This window comes from Pseudomonas sp. BF-R-24 (assembly GCF_019947335.1).
GTDB lineage: Bacteria > Pseudomonadota > Gammaproteobacteria > Pseudomonadales > Pseudomonadaceae > Aquipseudomonas > Aquipseudomonas jessenii.
Genome location: NZ_JAGYGG010000010.1, coordinates 74,604 through 88,627 on the forward strand (window position 1 = coordinate 74,604; position 14,024 = coordinate 88,627).

Sequence of the window (14,024 nt, forward strand, 5' to 3'; positions counted from 1 at the left end):
GAGCAAGCCCGCTCCCACAAAAAGCTCTATGTCATTTGATAGTCGAGGCCTGCATGTCTTTCGATCTCGCCGCACGCCTTGCTGCCCGTCGTGCCGAAAACCTCTACCGACAGCGCCCGCTGCTAGAAAGCCCGCAGGGGCCGCAAGTGGTGGTCGATGGCCAGCCGTTGCTGGCGTTCTGTAACAACGACTACCTGGGCCTGGCCAATCATCCGCAAGTGATCGAAGCCTGGCGTGCCGGCGCTTCGAAGTGGGGTGTGGGCGGAGGGGCATCGCATCTGGTCATCGGCCATAGTTCCCCGCACCATGCCCTGGAAGAAGCGTTGGCCGACCTGACCGGTCGCCCGCGGGCGTTGCTGTTCACCACCGGCTACATGGCCAACCTCGGCGCGGTCACGGCGTTGGTGGGGCAGGGTGATACGGTGCTCGAAGACCGGCTCAATCATGCGTCGCTGCTCGACGCGGGGCTGTTGTCCGGCGCGCGGTTCAATCGCTACTTGCACAACGACCCGGCGAGCCTGGCCAAGCGCCTGGAAAAAGCCACCGGCAATACGCTGGTGGTCACCGACGGCGTGTTCAGCATGGACGGTGATATTGCCGACTTGCCGGCGCTGGCCCGAGAAGCCAAGGCCAAAGGCGCCTGGTTGATGGTCGACGATGCCCATGGTTTTGGACCGCTGGGTGCCAACGGTGGCGGCATCGTCGAACACTTTGGCTTGAGCCAGGATGACGTTCCGGTGCTGGTCGGCACCCTTGGCAAGGCGTTCGGAACGGCGGGCGCCTTTGTGGCTGGCAGCGAAGAGTTGATCGAAAGCCTGATCCAGTTCGCCCGCCCTTACATCTACACCACCAGCCAGCCCCCCGCGCTGGCCTGCGCCACGTTGAAAAGCCTGGAACTGCTGCGCAGCGAACACTGGCGCCGCGAGCATTTGCAGACGCTGATCCGCCAGTTCCGCAAAGGTGCCGAGCAGATTGGCCTGGAACTCATGGACAGCTTCACGCCGATCCAGCCGATCATGATCGGTGACGCGGGGCGAGCGGTGCGACTTTCGCAAATGCTGCGTGAACGCGGGTTGATGGTGACCGCGATTCGCCCGCCGACCGTACCCGCCGGCAGTGCCCGGCTGCGGGTCACGTTGACGGCTGCCCACAGTGAGGCTCAGGTACAGCTATTGTTAAACGGACTGGCCGATTGTTTTCAACAACTGAAGCTGGAGCCAAGCCATGCGTGATCGTCTGATCCTGCTGCCCGGCTGGGGCCTTGGCGTTTCACCGCTGGAGCCTCTGGCGGCGGCCCTGCGCGGTTTGGATGAGCACCTGCGCGTCGAGATCGAGCCGTTGCCGGAGCTGGAGTCGAGCGATCTTGAAGAGTGGCTCGATGAGCTTGATTCGACCTTGCCGCAAGACGTGTGGCTGGGCGGTTGGTCATTGGGTGGCATGCTCGCCTGCGAATTGGCGGCCCGGCGTGGCGATCGCTGCTGTGGTGTTTTCACCCTGGCCAGCAACGTTTCTTTTGTCGCTCATGATCAATGGACAAGCGCCATGTCCGGGGAAACCTTCGATGCGTTTCTGGCGGGATGTGAAGCCGATCCGCGCGCGACCTTGAAACGCTTTTCACTGCTTTGCGCCCAAGGCGCCGAAGACCCACGCGGATTGTCGCGATTGTTGCTCGGCGGCGCCCCGAACACCGCTGCGCCGGTGTTGCTGAGTGGTCTGCAAGTGCTCGCGCAACTGGATACACGACAGGCGCTGCAATCGTTCCGTGGTCCGCAACTGCATCTGTTCGCCGGCCTCGACGGGCTGGTGCCGGTGGAAGCGGCGGGCGAGTTGTTGGCATTGCTGCCGGATGTCGAAATCGGTCTGATTGAACAGGCCAGCCACGTGTTTCTCCTGGAGGATCCCCACGGTGTGGCGGGGGCGATCCAGGCCTTTTTGCATGAGTCCGGCGATGACTGATTTATCCCTTCCCAATCTGCCCGGCGCCTTGCCCGACAAGCGCCAGGTAGCAGCCTCATTCTCCCGCGCGGCAGCAAGCTACGACAGCGTGGCCGAGCTGCAGCGTGATGTGGGCAGCCAATTGCTCGGGCGCTTGCCGCAGGACTTCGTACCGCAGCGCTGGCTGGACCTGGGCTGTGGCACCGGGCATTTCAGTCGTGCCCTGGGTGAGCGATTTCCGGGCAGCCACGGGGTGGCGCTGGACATTGCCGAGGGCATGCTCAACCACGCCCGGCCATTGGGCGGTGCCACACACTTCGTGGCCGGCGATGCCGAGCGACTGCCACTGCAGGATTCGTCTTGCGACCTGATCTTCTCCAGCCTGGCGGTGCAGTGGTGCGCGGACTTCGACTCGGTGCTCAGTGAAGCCTTTCGAGTACTGAAACCGGGCGGCATTTTCGCGTTTGCTAGTCTGTGTGTAGGGACGTTGTTTGAATTGCGCGACAGCTGGCGCGAAGTCGACGGCATGGTGCACGTCAACCGCTTCCGCGAGTTTGGTGTTTATCAACAACTGTGTGCGGCCAGCGGCTTGAGGGCGGTCAGTCTGCAAAACCTTGCGCACGTGCTGTATTACCCGGATGTGCGCAGCCTGACCCATGAACTCAAGGCGTTGGGTGCGCACAATCTCAATCCCGGGCGGCCGGGTGGCTTGACCGGCCGGGTGCGGATTTTGGGTTTGATCGAGGCTTACGAACAGTTTCGTCAGGCCCAGGGTCTGCCGGCGACTTATCAAGTGGTGTACGCCGTTTTGGAGAAACCCTTATGAGCGCAGCCTATTTCATCGCCGGCACGGATACCGATGTCGGTAAAACCACGATCGCTGCGGGGTTGCTGCATGCGGCGCGTTCGGCGGGTTTGAGCACGGCGGCGGGCAAGCCGGTCGCTTCCGGTTGCGATGTGACACCTAAAGGCCTGCGCAACGCCGATGCGCTGGCCTTGCTGGCGCAGTGTTCGCTGCCGCTGACCTATGCACAGGTCAATCCGATGGCCTTCGAACCGGCCATTGCCCCGCATCTGGCGGCGCGAGAGGCGGGCGTGGCGCTGACGGTGCAGTCGTTGCTGGCGCCGATGCGGCAGATTCTGGGCATGCAGGCGGACTTCACCCTGATCGAAGGCGCCGGCGGCTGGCGCGTACCCCTGGCGGATCAGGACAACCTGTCGGACCTGGCCATCGCATTGAAGCTGCCGGTGATCCTGGTGGTCGGTGTACGCCTGGGGTGTATCAGCCATGCCTTGTTGACCGCCGAAGCGATTGCCCGGGACGGTTTGCAACTGGCGGGATGGGTGGCCAACATCATCGACCCGAAGACCTCGCGGCTGGAAGAAAACCTGGCTACCCTGGCCGAGCGCCTCCCGGCACCGTGCCTGGGGCGTGTGCCGAAACTCAAGGCCGTTACGGCCGAGGCGGTGGCCGAGCACTTGCAACTGGACCTGTTGGACTGAGGCGAGTGGCTTCGGGCTTTGCCTATGGGAAGGCACTGTGCCATTAGTGTTTTTGTCGAGTGTTTTGCCGGCCACTCTGCTTCAATGGTCACTGTTGATCCTTTGAAAGGACGAGTTCTCCCTTGGAAATCTCAGGAAACACCGCTTTTTATGCCGGTCTGAGCACTCTTCAGACAGGGCAGAACCGTGTCGATCAAGCCGCCGGGCAGATCGCCAACACGACGATCGAGCGCTCGGTCACCAGCCAGTCCTCCGAGGCGCAGGTCGATCGTCTGCGATCGGTTGATCGCAGTCGGCAATCGGACCTGGCCAGCAATGTGGTCGAAATGGCCCAAGGCAAATTTCAGGTCGAACTGGGCGCCAAAGTCGCCAAGGCATCCGACGAAGTGCTCGGAACGCTGATCGATACTTTCGCCTGATCCTCATTGAATCCGTCTCTCCAACGCCGCGCCTGTTCGCGGCGTTTTTCTGCGTAAGTCCTTCTCACTCAACTAATCTTTTCTGCATGGTGGCTCGCTCGGTCAATGTCCGTCGTGCGGTTGCGCGCAGATGTGCCTGATCGGCGGTGACGAACGGAAAAAGATCGGCGCTTGACAAGATTTGGGCGTAAACGTATGTTTCAAACAACTGTTTGATCGCAACAACAAATCAATGCGGTCGTTCATTCCCGGTTACATCAGCAGAGGTTTATCGCTATGCCTGACTACAAGGCCCCCTTGCGTGATATTCGCTTCGTTCGTGACGAGCTGCTCGGCTACGAAGCGCACTATCAGAGCCTTCCGGCTTGTGCCGACGCAACTCCGGACATGGTTGACGCCATTCTTGAGGAAGGCGCCAAGTTTTGTGAGCAGGTACTGGCTCCGCTGAACCGCGTGGGCGATCTCGAAGGCTGCACCTGGAGCGAGTCCGGCGTTAAGACCCCGACTGGCTTCAAGGAAGCCTACAAGCAATTCGTCGAAGGTGGCTGGCCAAGCCTGGCTCACGACGTAGAGCACGGCGGCCAAGGCCTGCCGGAGTCCCTGGGTCTGGCCATCAGCGAAATGGTTGGCGAGTCCAACTGGTCGTGGGGCATGTACCCGGGTCTGTCGCACGGTGCGATGAACACCATCTCCGAGCACGGCACCCCTGAGCAGCAAGAGGCTTACCTGACCAAGCTGGTTTCCGGTGAGTGGACCGGCACCATGTGCCTGACCGAGCCGCACTGCGGCACCGACCTTGGCATGCTGCGCACCAAGGCCGAGCCTCAGGCCGACGGTTCCTACAAGGTTTCCGGCACCAAGATCTTCATCTCGGCCGGTGAACACGACATGGCCGACAACATCGTCCACATCGTACTGGCCCGCCTGCCGGATGCCCCGGCCGGCACCAAAGGCATCTCCCTGTTCATCGTGCCGAAGTTCATGCCCAACGCCGATGGTTCGGTTGGCGCGCGTAACGCTGTGTCCTGCGGTTCCCTGGAACACAAGATGGGCATCCACGGCAACGCTACTTGCGTGATGAACTTCGACGGCGCTACCGGCTTCCTGATCGGCCCGGCGAACAAAGGCCTGAACTGCATGTTCACCTTCATGAACACCGCACGTCTGGGTACCGCGCTGCAAGGCCTGGCCCACGCTGAAGTCGGTTTCCAGGGTGGCCTGAAATACGCTCGCGACCGTCTGCAGATGCGCTCGCTGACGGGTCCGAAAGCACCGGACAAAGCCGCTGACCCGATCATCGTGCACCCTGACGTACGCCGCATGCTGTTGACCATGAAGGCATTCGCCGAAGGCAACCGCGCGATGGTTTACTTCACCGCCAAGCAGGTCGACATCGTCAAGTACGGCGTGGACGAAGAAGAGAAGAAGAAAGCCGACGCACTGTTGGCGTTCATGACTCCAATCGCCAAAGCCTTCATGACCGAAGTCGGTTTCGAATCGGCCAACCACGGCGTGCAGATCTACGGCGGCCACGGCTTCATCGCCGAGTGGGGCATGGAGCAGAACGTCCGCGACAGCCGCATCTCGATGCTGTACGAAGGCACCACCGGTATCCAGGCACTCGACCTGCTGGGCCGTAAAGTGCTGATGACCCAAGGCGAGGCTCTGAAAGGCTTCACCAAGATCGTCCACAAGTTCTGCCAGACCAACGAAGGCAACGAAGCGGTTCAAGAGTTCGTCGCTCCGCTGGCTGCACTGAACAAGGAATGGGGCGAGCTGACCATGAAGGTCGGTATGGCCGCCATGAAAGATCGCGAAGAAGTCGGCGCGGCCTCCGTGGATTACCTGATGTACTCCGGTTACGCCTGCCTGGCCTACTTCTGGGCTGACATGGCGCGCCTGGCTGCCGAGAAACTGGCTGCCGGTACTTCCGAAGAGGCGTTCTACACCGCCAAGCTGCAGACTGCGCGCTTCTACTTCCAGCGCATCCTGCCGCGTACCCGCACTCACGTCGTAACCATGCTGTCGGGCGCCAACAACCTGATGGACATGAAAGAAGAGAACTTCGATCTGGGCTACTAAGCCTTAGCGAAGCACTTGAAAAAGCCGCTGTTCCTTCGGGAGCAGCGGCTTTTTTGGCTTTAAAGGTTGCCCGTGGAAGCCCTTTAAAAAATACCTCAGTAATTCACTCAGCAACTCAGGCTTTCTGCCGTTACAGTGGTTGGCACATTGCCATCAATTGATTTGACCGGTCGGAGCTTTACCCTTGCCGCGTTCTTCCGTTGTGCGTTTCAGTCACTTCCTACCGTCATTGCTGCTGTTACTGGCGGGGCTAGCGGCTGCATACATCAAGGATCTGAACGTCTTCTTCACGTCGCTGTTCAACGTGCTGCCCACCCTGGTGTTGTTGCTCGGTGGCGCCTATTGCGCGGTATACCGACGCCAGCGTGAACTGTTTCTGATGGTCACGGTGTACATCGCCTACTTCCTGCTCGACACCCAGACTGACTATTACCGCGACAACGGCAAGGTGCGCGACGACGCCGCCGTGGTCTTTCATTTGTGTTGCCTGCTGCTGCCGCTGCTGTTTGGCATCTTCGCGGCATGGCAGGAGCGCACCCATCTGTTTCAGGACATGGTGGCGCGTTTCGCCGTATTGCTGGCGGTCGGCAGCGTGGCGCTGGGGCTTGAGCAAAGCTATCCGCACGCGCTGCTGATCTGGTTGTCGGAGATTCGCTGGCCCGCCTTGCATGGCGCCTGGATGAGCCTGATCCAGTTGTCCTATCCGGTGTTCATTGCGGCGTTCCTGCTGCTGGCCTGGCAATACTGGCGCAACCCGCGACCGCTGCATGCCGCGCAATGGGTGGGGCTGCTCGGGTTGTTCTGGATGTTACCGAAAACCTTCATCCTGCCGTTCACGCTGAACATCATGTGCAGCCAGGTGATGCTGATGATTGCCGCTGCCGTTGCTCATGAGGCCTATCAAATGGCGTTCCGCGACGAACTGACCGGGCTGCCGGGTCGTCGCGCGTTGAATGAGCGCATGCAACGCTTGGGGCGCAACTACGTGTTGGCCATGAGCGACGTCGACCACTTCAAGAAATTCAACGACACCCACGGCCACGACGTCGGCGACCAGGTGCTGCGACTGGTGGCCAGCAAGCTGTCGAAAATCGGCGGTGGCGGTAAGGCGTATCGCTATGGCGGCGAGGAATTTGCCCTGGTGTTTGCAGGCAAGACCCTCGAAGAGTGCATGCCGCACCTGGAAGTCATCCGCGAGTCCATCGCCACTTACAACATTCAGCTGCGCAATCAGGAAAACCGCCCGCAGGACGATAGTCAGGGGCGCCAGCGGCGTGCCGGTTCCGGTGCGTCGAGTGTGTCGGTGACGGTCAGTATCGGCGTTGCCGAACGGATCGAACAACGCACCCCCGAAGAGGTGCTCAAGTCCGCTGACCAGGCGCTCTACAGCGCCAAGGGCGCCGGGCGCAACTGCGTGATGGCGTTCGGGCAGAACCGCCGTGGCGCCGTGCGCATGGACGCCGCTACGGTTGAGTGATGATGGCGCATTCAGCGAGCGCAAAGTGATTGTGAGGCGTGGTCGGCAGCAGTAGGTTGGAGAAATCTGCCGACGGAGAATGACCATGCCCGAGTACAAAGCTCCCTTGCGCGACATGCGCTTTCTGATCGACCACGTCTTCGACTTTCACAGCAACTACGCCGCGCTGGGGGCCACCGATGCCAGCCCGGACATGGTCAATGCGATCCTCGAAGAAGGGGCGAAGTTCTGCGAAAACGTACTGTCGCCGCTGAACCGCAGTGGCGATGAAGAAGGCTGCCATTTCGACAATGGCGTGGTCACGACGCCCGCAGGCTTCAAGCAGGCATTCGCCCAATATGTCGAGGGCGGCTGGCATGGCCTGGCGGCGGATCCGGTTTACGGCGGTCAAGGGTTGCCGATCTCTCTGGGCCTGGTGATCAGCGAAATGGTGGCTTCCAGCAACACCTCATGGGGCATGTACCCCGGTCTGACCCACGGTGCGATGTCGGCGATCCACGCCCATGGTACCGAGGCGCAAAAGCAGACCTATTTGAAGAAACTCACCGCTGGCCAATGGACCGGCACCATGTGCCTGACCGAAGCCCATTGCGGCACCGACCTGGGCATCATCAAGACCCGCGCCGTGCCTCAGGCCGATGGCAGTTACGCGATCTCCGGTAGCAAGATCTTCATCTCCGCCGGCGAGCACGACATGAGCGCCAACATCATTCACCTGGTGCTGGCCAAATTGCCGGACGCACCGGCCGGAACCAAGGGCATTTCACTGTTCATCGTGCCCAAGTACCTGCCCGATGCGACGGGGGAAGCAGGCGAGCGCAACGGCGTGTCCTGCGGCTCGATCGAACACAAAATGGGCATCAAGGCCTCGGCCACCTGCGTGCTGAACTTCGACGAGGCCAAGGGCTTCCTGATCGGCGAGCCGAACAAGGGCCTCAACTGCATGTTCACCATGATGAACCACGCGCGACTGGGCACCGGCATGCAAGGGCTGTGTCTGGGGGAGGCGAGCTTTCAGGGCGCGATCAAATACGCCAACGACCGTTTGCAGATGCGCTCGCTGACCGGCCCGAAAGCGCCGGAAAAGGCCGCCGACCCGATCATCGTGCACCCTGATGTGCGGCGGATGTTGCTGACCATGAAAGCCTTCAACGAGGGCAACCGCGCGCTGACCTACTTCACCGCACAGTTGCTCGACGTTGCACACCTGAGCCCGGACGAAACGGCGCGCCGGGATGCCGAAGACTTGCTGGCGTTCCTCACGCCAATCTGCAAAGCCTTCATGACCGACACCGGGCTGGAGGTGACCAACCATGGCATGCAGGTGTTTGGCGGTCACGGGTTCATTCGTGAGTGGGGAATGGAGCAACTGGTACGCGACTGCCGGATCGCGCCGATCTATGAGGGCACCAACGGCATTCAGGCGCTGGACCTGCTCGGGCGCAAGGTACTCGGCAGCCAGGGCAAACTGCTGCGTGGCTTCACCAAAATCGTCCACAAGTTCTGCGCGGCGAACGCCGAGCATCCACAACTGGCCGGGTATGTGGCGCAGCTCAATCAACTGAACCAGCAGTGGGGTGAATTGACCACCAGGGTCGGTATGGCGGCGATGAAAAACCCGGACGAAGTCGGTGCTGCGTCGGTGGATTACCTGATGTACAGCGGTTACATCATCCTCGGCTACCTGTGGTTGCGCATGGCGCTGGTGGCTCAGGCGCAGCTCGATGCGGGCAGCGGTGATAGTGACTTCTGCCGGGGCAAACTGGCGACCAACGAGTTTTACTTCAAGCGTCTGTTGCCACGCACTGCTGCTCATCGGGCAGCCGTCGAAGCAGGTAGCGATTGCCTGATGCAACTGCCGGCGGAGCTATTTGCGCTCTGACACCTACCCTGTAGGAGCGAGCTTGCTCGCGATGGTCGTGAACGATAACGCGTAAAACCAGATGCCCAGTGGCGCCTTGGGGTTTTTCGCGAGCGAGCTCGCTCCTACAGTTTCATCCGTTCACTCCCGCCTACGGCAATGACTAAAAATAACAAAACGGTCATGAGTTGACCCTATGTGTCGCAAAAGTTGTTGAGGTACACTCCGACCCAACGAAAACACTCTTCCTGTGAATCACCTGTATAGATCTTGCGAGGTTTGCCATGGCTGACTACAAAGCGCCCCTGCGCGATATGCGCTTCGTCCTCAATGAAGTGTTCGAGGTCGCCAAACTCTGGGCCGAACTGCCTGCACTGGCCGAAACCGTCGATGCAGAAACCGTCGAAGCCATCCTGGAAGAAGCCGGCAAAGTCACCAGCAAAAGCATCGCACCGCTGAGCCGTGCCGCTGACGAAGAAGGTTGCCATTGGGCGGACGGTGCCGTCACCACGCCGGCAGGTTTCCCACAGGCCTATCAGACCTACGCTGAAGGCGGCTGGGTCGGTGTCGGTGGTGATCCGTCCTATGGCGGCATGGGCATGCCCAAAGCCGTTTCGGCCCAGGTCGAGGAAATGGTCAACTCCGCCAGCCTGTCGTTCGGCCTGTACCCGATGCTGACCGCCGGTGCTTGCCTGTCGATCAACGCCCACGCCAGCGAAGAACTGAAAGCCGCGTACCTGCCGAACATGTACGCCGGCATCTGGGCCGGTTCCATGTGCCTGACCGAGCCGCACGCCGGTACCGACCTGGGGATCATCCGCACCAAGGCCGAGCCTCAGGCCGACGGTTCCTACAAGGTCAGCGGCACCAAGATCTTCATCACCGGTGGCGAACACGACCTGACCGAAAACATCATCCACCTGGTGCTGGCCAAGCTGCCGGATGCACCAGCGGGGCCGAAAGGCATTTCGCTGTTCCTGGTGCCGAAGTTCATGGTCAATGCCGATGGCAGCCTGGGCGTGCGCAACCCGGCCAACTGCGGTTCGATCGAACACAAGATGGGCATCCAGGCGTCCGCCACCTGCGTGATGAACTTCGATGAAGCCGTGGGTTACCTGGTCGGCGAGCCGAACAAAGGCCTGGCGGCGATGTTCACCATGATGAACTACGAACGCCTGGGCGTTGGTATCCAGGGCCTGGCCACGGGCGAGCGCTCGTACCAGAACGCCGTGGAATACGCCCGCGACCGTCTGCAAAGCCGTTCGCCGACCGGCGCGCAGAACAAGGACAAAGTGGCTGACCCGATCATCGTCCACCCGGACGTGCGGCGCATGCTGCTGACCATGAAAGCCTCGAACGAAGGGGGGCGTGCGTTCTCCACCTACGTGGCGATGCAACTGGACACCGCCAAGTTCAGCGAAGACGCCGCCACCCGCAAGCGTGCGGAAGACCTGGTGGCGTTGCTGACCCCGGTGGCCAAAGCGTTCCTGACCGACCTCGGCCTGGAAACCACCGTACACGGCCAGCAGATCTTCGGCGGCCACGGCTATATCCGTGAGTGGGGCCAGGAGCAACTGGTGCGTGACGTGCGCATCACCCAGATCTACGAAGGCACCAACGGTATTCAGGCGCTGGACCTGGTCGGGCGCAAGATCGTCGGCAGCGGCGGGGCGTTCTACAACCTGTTCGCCGACGAGATTCGTCACTTCACGGCGACTGCCAGCGCGGACCTCGCCGAGTTCACCAAGCCGCTGAACGACGCCGTGACCACCCTCGATGAACTGACCGCGTGGTTGCTGGACCGGGTCAAAACCAATCCGAACGAAATCGGCGCGGCGTCGGTCGAGTATCTGCAGGTGTTCGGCTACGTGGCCTACGCCTACATGTGGGCGCTGATGGCCAAGGCGGCTTTCGGCAAGGAAGCGCAAGACGATTTCTACGCCAGCAAACTGGGCACGGCGCGCTTCTACTTTGCCCGCCTGCTGCCGCGCATTCACTCGTTGAGCGCGTCGGTGAAGGCCGGTAGCGAATCGTTGTTCCTGCTGGATGCGGGACAATTCTGATGAAGTAACGTTATGTAAGCATTCTCTTACATAACGTGCTGCTGTTCTCCCATAGATGCAAATTGGATCCACGGCTAATCTACTTCTCATGGACGTAGCGCAGGAAGCGCAAAGCAACAACAGGGACACGTAGGATTCTGCCAGGACGGCGGAGTGAAATGGATGTCAGGGAAACAGTCTGCAAAGCCCCGCTTCGGCGGGGTTTTCTTTTGCCTGAAGAAAAGTTTTCAGCTTGACCCATCCAGAGCCTGCGCGCTGTTCAAGCGCCCGTCCGGGCCATTTATCACTTCTTCCAGCAATGTCTGCAGCAATGCCAGCGAGGCCTGCTGCCGTTGCACATCCCGACACACCAAGCCGACTTTCAAAGGCACTCGCGGTTCGCTCAGGGGTTTCCACAGCAATTCGTGGTTGCCATGGGTCTTTTGCGAGCGTCCAGGCAACACCGTCGCCAGGCGTGTGTGAGGCAGGCTGTCGAGGATGCCGGCCATGTTGTTCAGTTCGGCTTGCACCTGTGGGCGACGTCCGAGGCTTGTCAGCTGTGCCTGCCAGATCTGCCTGATCTGAAACTCTTCGCCCAGCAGCAACATCGGCAGTTCGGCTGCCTGACTCATGGACACTTTCTTGAATTCACGCAGCGGATGCTCTGCCGGGATGACCAGGGTCAGTTCGTCTTCGTACAGCATCACGCCATGCAAGCCAGGCTGGCGGGGTGGCAGGTAGCTGATGCCGATATCCAGAGAACCGTTGAGCAGTCGCCGCTCGATTTCCAGGCCGGTCAGTTCGTAGATCTGCACCACCAGATGCGGCTGCGCCTTGCGCACCCGCTCGAGCATCTGCGGAACGAGGCTGGTGTGCACGGTCTGCAATACACCAATGGCCAGGGTGCGCAGTGCCTGACCCTTGAAGTTGCCGAGCGCTTCCCGTGCCCGTTGCAGGCCATCGAGCAAAGGCAGGGCGTGGTTGTACAGCGTATGGGCTGCGAGGGTCGGCAACAGGCGTTTGCTGCTGCGCTCGAACAGGCTCACATCGAGGTTTTGCTCGAGGTGGCGGATTTGCTGGGACAGCGCCGGCTGAGAGATGGACAGGCGCTCGGCGGCCCGGCCCACGTGGCCTTCTTCATAGACCGCGACGAAATAACGCAGTTGCTTGAAATCCATAAGTATTACTTATCGAAAATGCTGGGAAATCGAAATGGCTGAACGCCTCGCCTGAGCCTAGTCTAACCGCATTCACAGGGCTTACAGGGCCACAGAGCGCGATGAATACCCTTTGCTTCGATGGTATTTACATAGGTAAGGCAAAAAACCTCAAAAGGGTTTTTTTCAGATGAACCTGTTCAGTCTGCGCCGCAGTCCTCCCAGTCTTGATGATCTGGTCATGGACGCCTCCCCGCCATCCCAAGGCGTTAACCTTTCCAGTGAGTATTTGATGCCCAGTGTCGAGCGGCCAAAACAGGTGTTTGTGCGTGGCCAGGGCTCATGGTTGTGGGACAGCGATGACCGCGCGTATCTGGATTTTTCCCAGGGCGGCGGGGCCAACAGCCTCGGTCATAGCCCTTCGGTACTGGTCAATGCAATCACAGCCCAGGCTCAGTCGCTGATCAACCCGGGTTTTGGACTGCATAACCGCGGCATGCTCAGCCTCGCCGAACATTTGTGTGCCAGCACCGGCAGTGATCAGGCCTACCTGCTCAATACCGGCAGCGAAGCCTGCGAGGCGGCGATCAAACTGGCGCGTAAATGGGGTCAACGGCATCGCGGCGGTGCGTCGCGAATCATTGTGGCCAACAACGGTTGCCACGGCCGGAGCCTGGCGACGATTTCGGCGTCGGACAGTTCGACATTGGCCAACCGGTTCGAGCCGCAATTGCCAGGCTTCAGTCGTGTTCCGTTCAATGACCTGCCAGCGTTGCATGCGGCCGTGGATGAACGGACCGTAGCGATCATGCTCGAGCCGATCCAGAGCGAAGCCGGCGTGGTCCCGGCCACCGCGCACTATCTCAAGGGCGTTGAACGCCTGTGCCGTGAACTCGGCATTTTGCTGATCTTCGACGAAGTGCAAACCGGCATCGGCCGTTGTGGCACCTTGCTCGCGGAACAGTCCTGCGGCATCACGGCGGATATCGTCGTGCTCGGCAAAGGCTTGGGAGGCGGCGTGCCATTGGCCGCGCTGCTGGCGCGGGGCAAGGCTTGCTGTTTCGACATTGGCGAGTTGGCGGGTACTCATCACGGTAATGCGTTGATGACCGCGGCGGGGCTTTCGGTGCTCGATACCGTGCAGGACAAGGCTTTCCTCAAGCACGTCGCAGAGGCCGGTCAACACCTGCGTGAAGGGTTAGGGCGTTTGGCCCATCGTTACGGTCACGGCGAGTTGCGCGGACAAGGGCTGCTGTGGGGGCTGACGCTGTCGGACGACTCCGCTGACGCGGTGGTCAAGGCCGCGCTGTACGAAGGCTTGCTGCTCAATTCCCCGCAACCCGACTGCCTGCGCTTTACCCCTGCGCTAAATGTCAGCAACGCCAACATCGATGAAATGCTCCTGCGCCTGGCGCGCGCCTTCTCCCGAGTGCGAACCGCGCAATTGCAGTGCCGCAAAGGGATTGCCGTCTGATCAGGCGCGCCCTGTACACATTCCAGAACCGTCTCGCGGTAATACGCACGCCCCACGCCCGATACTTTTGGCGT

Annotated in this window: 11 protein-coding genes; 10 read left to right on the forward strand and 1 reads right to left on the reverse strand. The window is 60.7% G+C overall.

Annotated features, from left to right (window positions below):
• Positions 1–53 precede the first annotated feature (53 nt).
• From bioF to KGA98_RS10675, 9 genes are all read left to right on the forward strand, one after another.
• Positions 54–1,232, forward strand: a complete 1,179-nt coding sequence (gene bioF / locus KGA98_RS10635) for an 8-amino-7-oxononanoate synthase (protein WP_223502294.1) — start codon at positions 54–56, stop codon at positions 1,230–1,232.
• The gene (locus tag KGA98_RS10640) at positions 1,225–1,956 is read left to right on the forward strand and encodes an alpha/beta fold hydrolase (protein WP_223502295.1); all 732 of its coding nucleotides are present in this window, start codon (positions 1,225–1,227) and stop codon (positions 1,954–1,956) included. Before bioF ends, KGA98_RS10640 begins: the two co-directional genes overlap by 8 nt.
• Positions 1,949–2,761, forward strand: coding sequence for a malonyl-ACP O-methyltransferase BioC (gene bioC / locus KGA98_RS10645; protein WP_223502296.1), 813 nt, complete (start codon positions 1,949–1,951; stop codon positions 2,759–2,761). The genes KGA98_RS10640 and bioC overlap by 8 nt, the downstream gene beginning before the upstream one ends.
• The gene (bioD, locus tag KGA98_RS10650; protein WP_154946850.1) at positions 2,758–3,438 is read left to right on the forward strand and encodes a dethiobiotin synthase; all 681 of its coding nucleotides are present in this window, start codon (positions 2,758–2,760) and stop codon (positions 3,436–3,438) included. Before bioC ends, bioD begins: the two co-directional genes overlap by 4 nt.
• A 122-nt stretch (positions 3,439–3,560) precedes the next feature.
• Positions 3,561–3,857 (forward strand): pyrroloquinoline quinone biosynthesis protein PqqE, encoded by a 297-nt coding sequence (locus tag KGA98_RS10655; RefSeq protein WP_090451779.1) that lies wholly within the window; start codon positions 3,561–3,563, stop codon positions 3,855–3,857.
• 276 nt (positions 3,858–4,133) lie between these two features.
• Complete coding sequence (locus tag KGA98_RS10660) at positions 4,134–5,939, forward strand: phenylacyl-CoA dehydrogenase (protein WP_095944826.1); 1,806 nt, start codon at positions 4,134–4,136, stop codon at positions 5,937–5,939.
• Positions 5,940–6,123: 184 nt separating this feature from the next.
• Positions 6,124–7,416: a GGDEF domain-containing protein gene (locus KGA98_RS10665; protein WP_223502297.1), complete on the forward strand. Its 1,293-nt coding sequence runs from the start codon at positions 6,124–6,126 to the stop codon at positions 7,414–7,416.
• Between the two features lie 85 nt (positions 7,417–7,501).
• Positions 7,502–9,298 (forward strand): acyl-CoA dehydrogenase C-terminal domain-containing protein, encoded by a 1,797-nt coding sequence (locus tag KGA98_RS10670; protein ID WP_223502298.1) that lies wholly within the window; start codon positions 7,502–7,504, stop codon positions 9,296–9,298.
• 263 nt (positions 9,299–9,561) lie between these two features.
• The gene (locus tag KGA98_RS10675; RefSeq protein ID WP_223502299.1) at positions 9,562–11,340 is read left to right on the forward strand and encodes an acyl-CoA dehydrogenase C-terminal domain-containing protein; all 1,779 of its coding nucleotides are present in this window, start codon (positions 9,562–9,564) and stop codon (positions 11,338–11,340) included.
• Positions 11,341–11,567: 227 nt separating this feature from the next.
• Here KGA98_RS10675 and KGA98_RS10680 read toward each other — a convergent pair whose 3' ends face one another.
• A complete protein-coding gene (locus KGA98_RS10680) occupies positions 11,568–12,497 on the reverse strand; it encodes a LysR family transcriptional regulator (protein WP_223502300.1) in 930 nt (309 codons plus the stop codon).
• Positions 12,498–12,666: 169 nt separating this feature from the next.
• On the opposite strand from KGA98_RS10680, the gene KGA98_RS10685 reads away from it, so the two are divergent.
• Positions 12,667–13,950, forward strand: a complete 1,284-nt coding sequence (locus KGA98_RS10685; RefSeq protein WP_223502301.1) for an aspartate aminotransferase family protein — start codon at positions 12,667–12,669, stop codon at positions 13,948–13,950.
• Positions 13,951–14,024 lie beyond the last annotated feature (74 nt).

Coding starts and splice junctions, on each gene's coding strand:
- KGA98_RS10680 (WP_223502300.1), bottom strand. CDS start 12,497: ATGGATTTCAAGCAACTGCGTTATTTCGTCGCGGTCTATGAAGAAGGC.
- bioD (WP_154946850.1), top strand. CDS start 2,758: ATGAGCGCAGCCTATTTCATCGCCGGCACGGATACCGATGTCGGTAAA.
- KGA98_RS10640 (WP_223502295.1), top strand. CDS start 1,225: ATGCGTGATCGTCTGATCCTGCTGCCCGGCTGGGGCCTTGGCGTTTCA.
- KGA98_RS10675 (WP_223502299.1), top strand. CDS start 9,562: ATGGCTGACTACAAAGCGCCCCTGCGCGATATGCGCTTCGTCCTCAAT.
- bioC (WP_223502296.1), top strand. CDS start 1,949: ATGACTGATTTATCCCTTCCCAATCTGCCCGGCGCCTTGCCCGACAAG.
- KGA98_RS10685 (WP_223502301.1), top strand. CDS start 12,667: ATGAACCTGTTCAGTCTGCGCCGCAGTCCTCCCAGTCTTGATGATCTG.
- KGA98_RS10660 (WP_095944826.1), top strand. CDS start 4,134: ATGCCTGACTACAAGGCCCCCTTGCGTGATATTCGCTTCGTTCGTGAC.
- KGA98_RS10670 (WP_223502298.1), top strand. CDS start 7,502: ATGCCCGAGTACAAAGCTCCCTTGCGCGACATGCGCTTTCTGATCGAC.
- bioF (WP_223502294.1), top strand. CDS start 54: ATGTCTTTCGATCTCGCCGCACGCCTTGCTGCCCGTCGTGCCGAAAAC.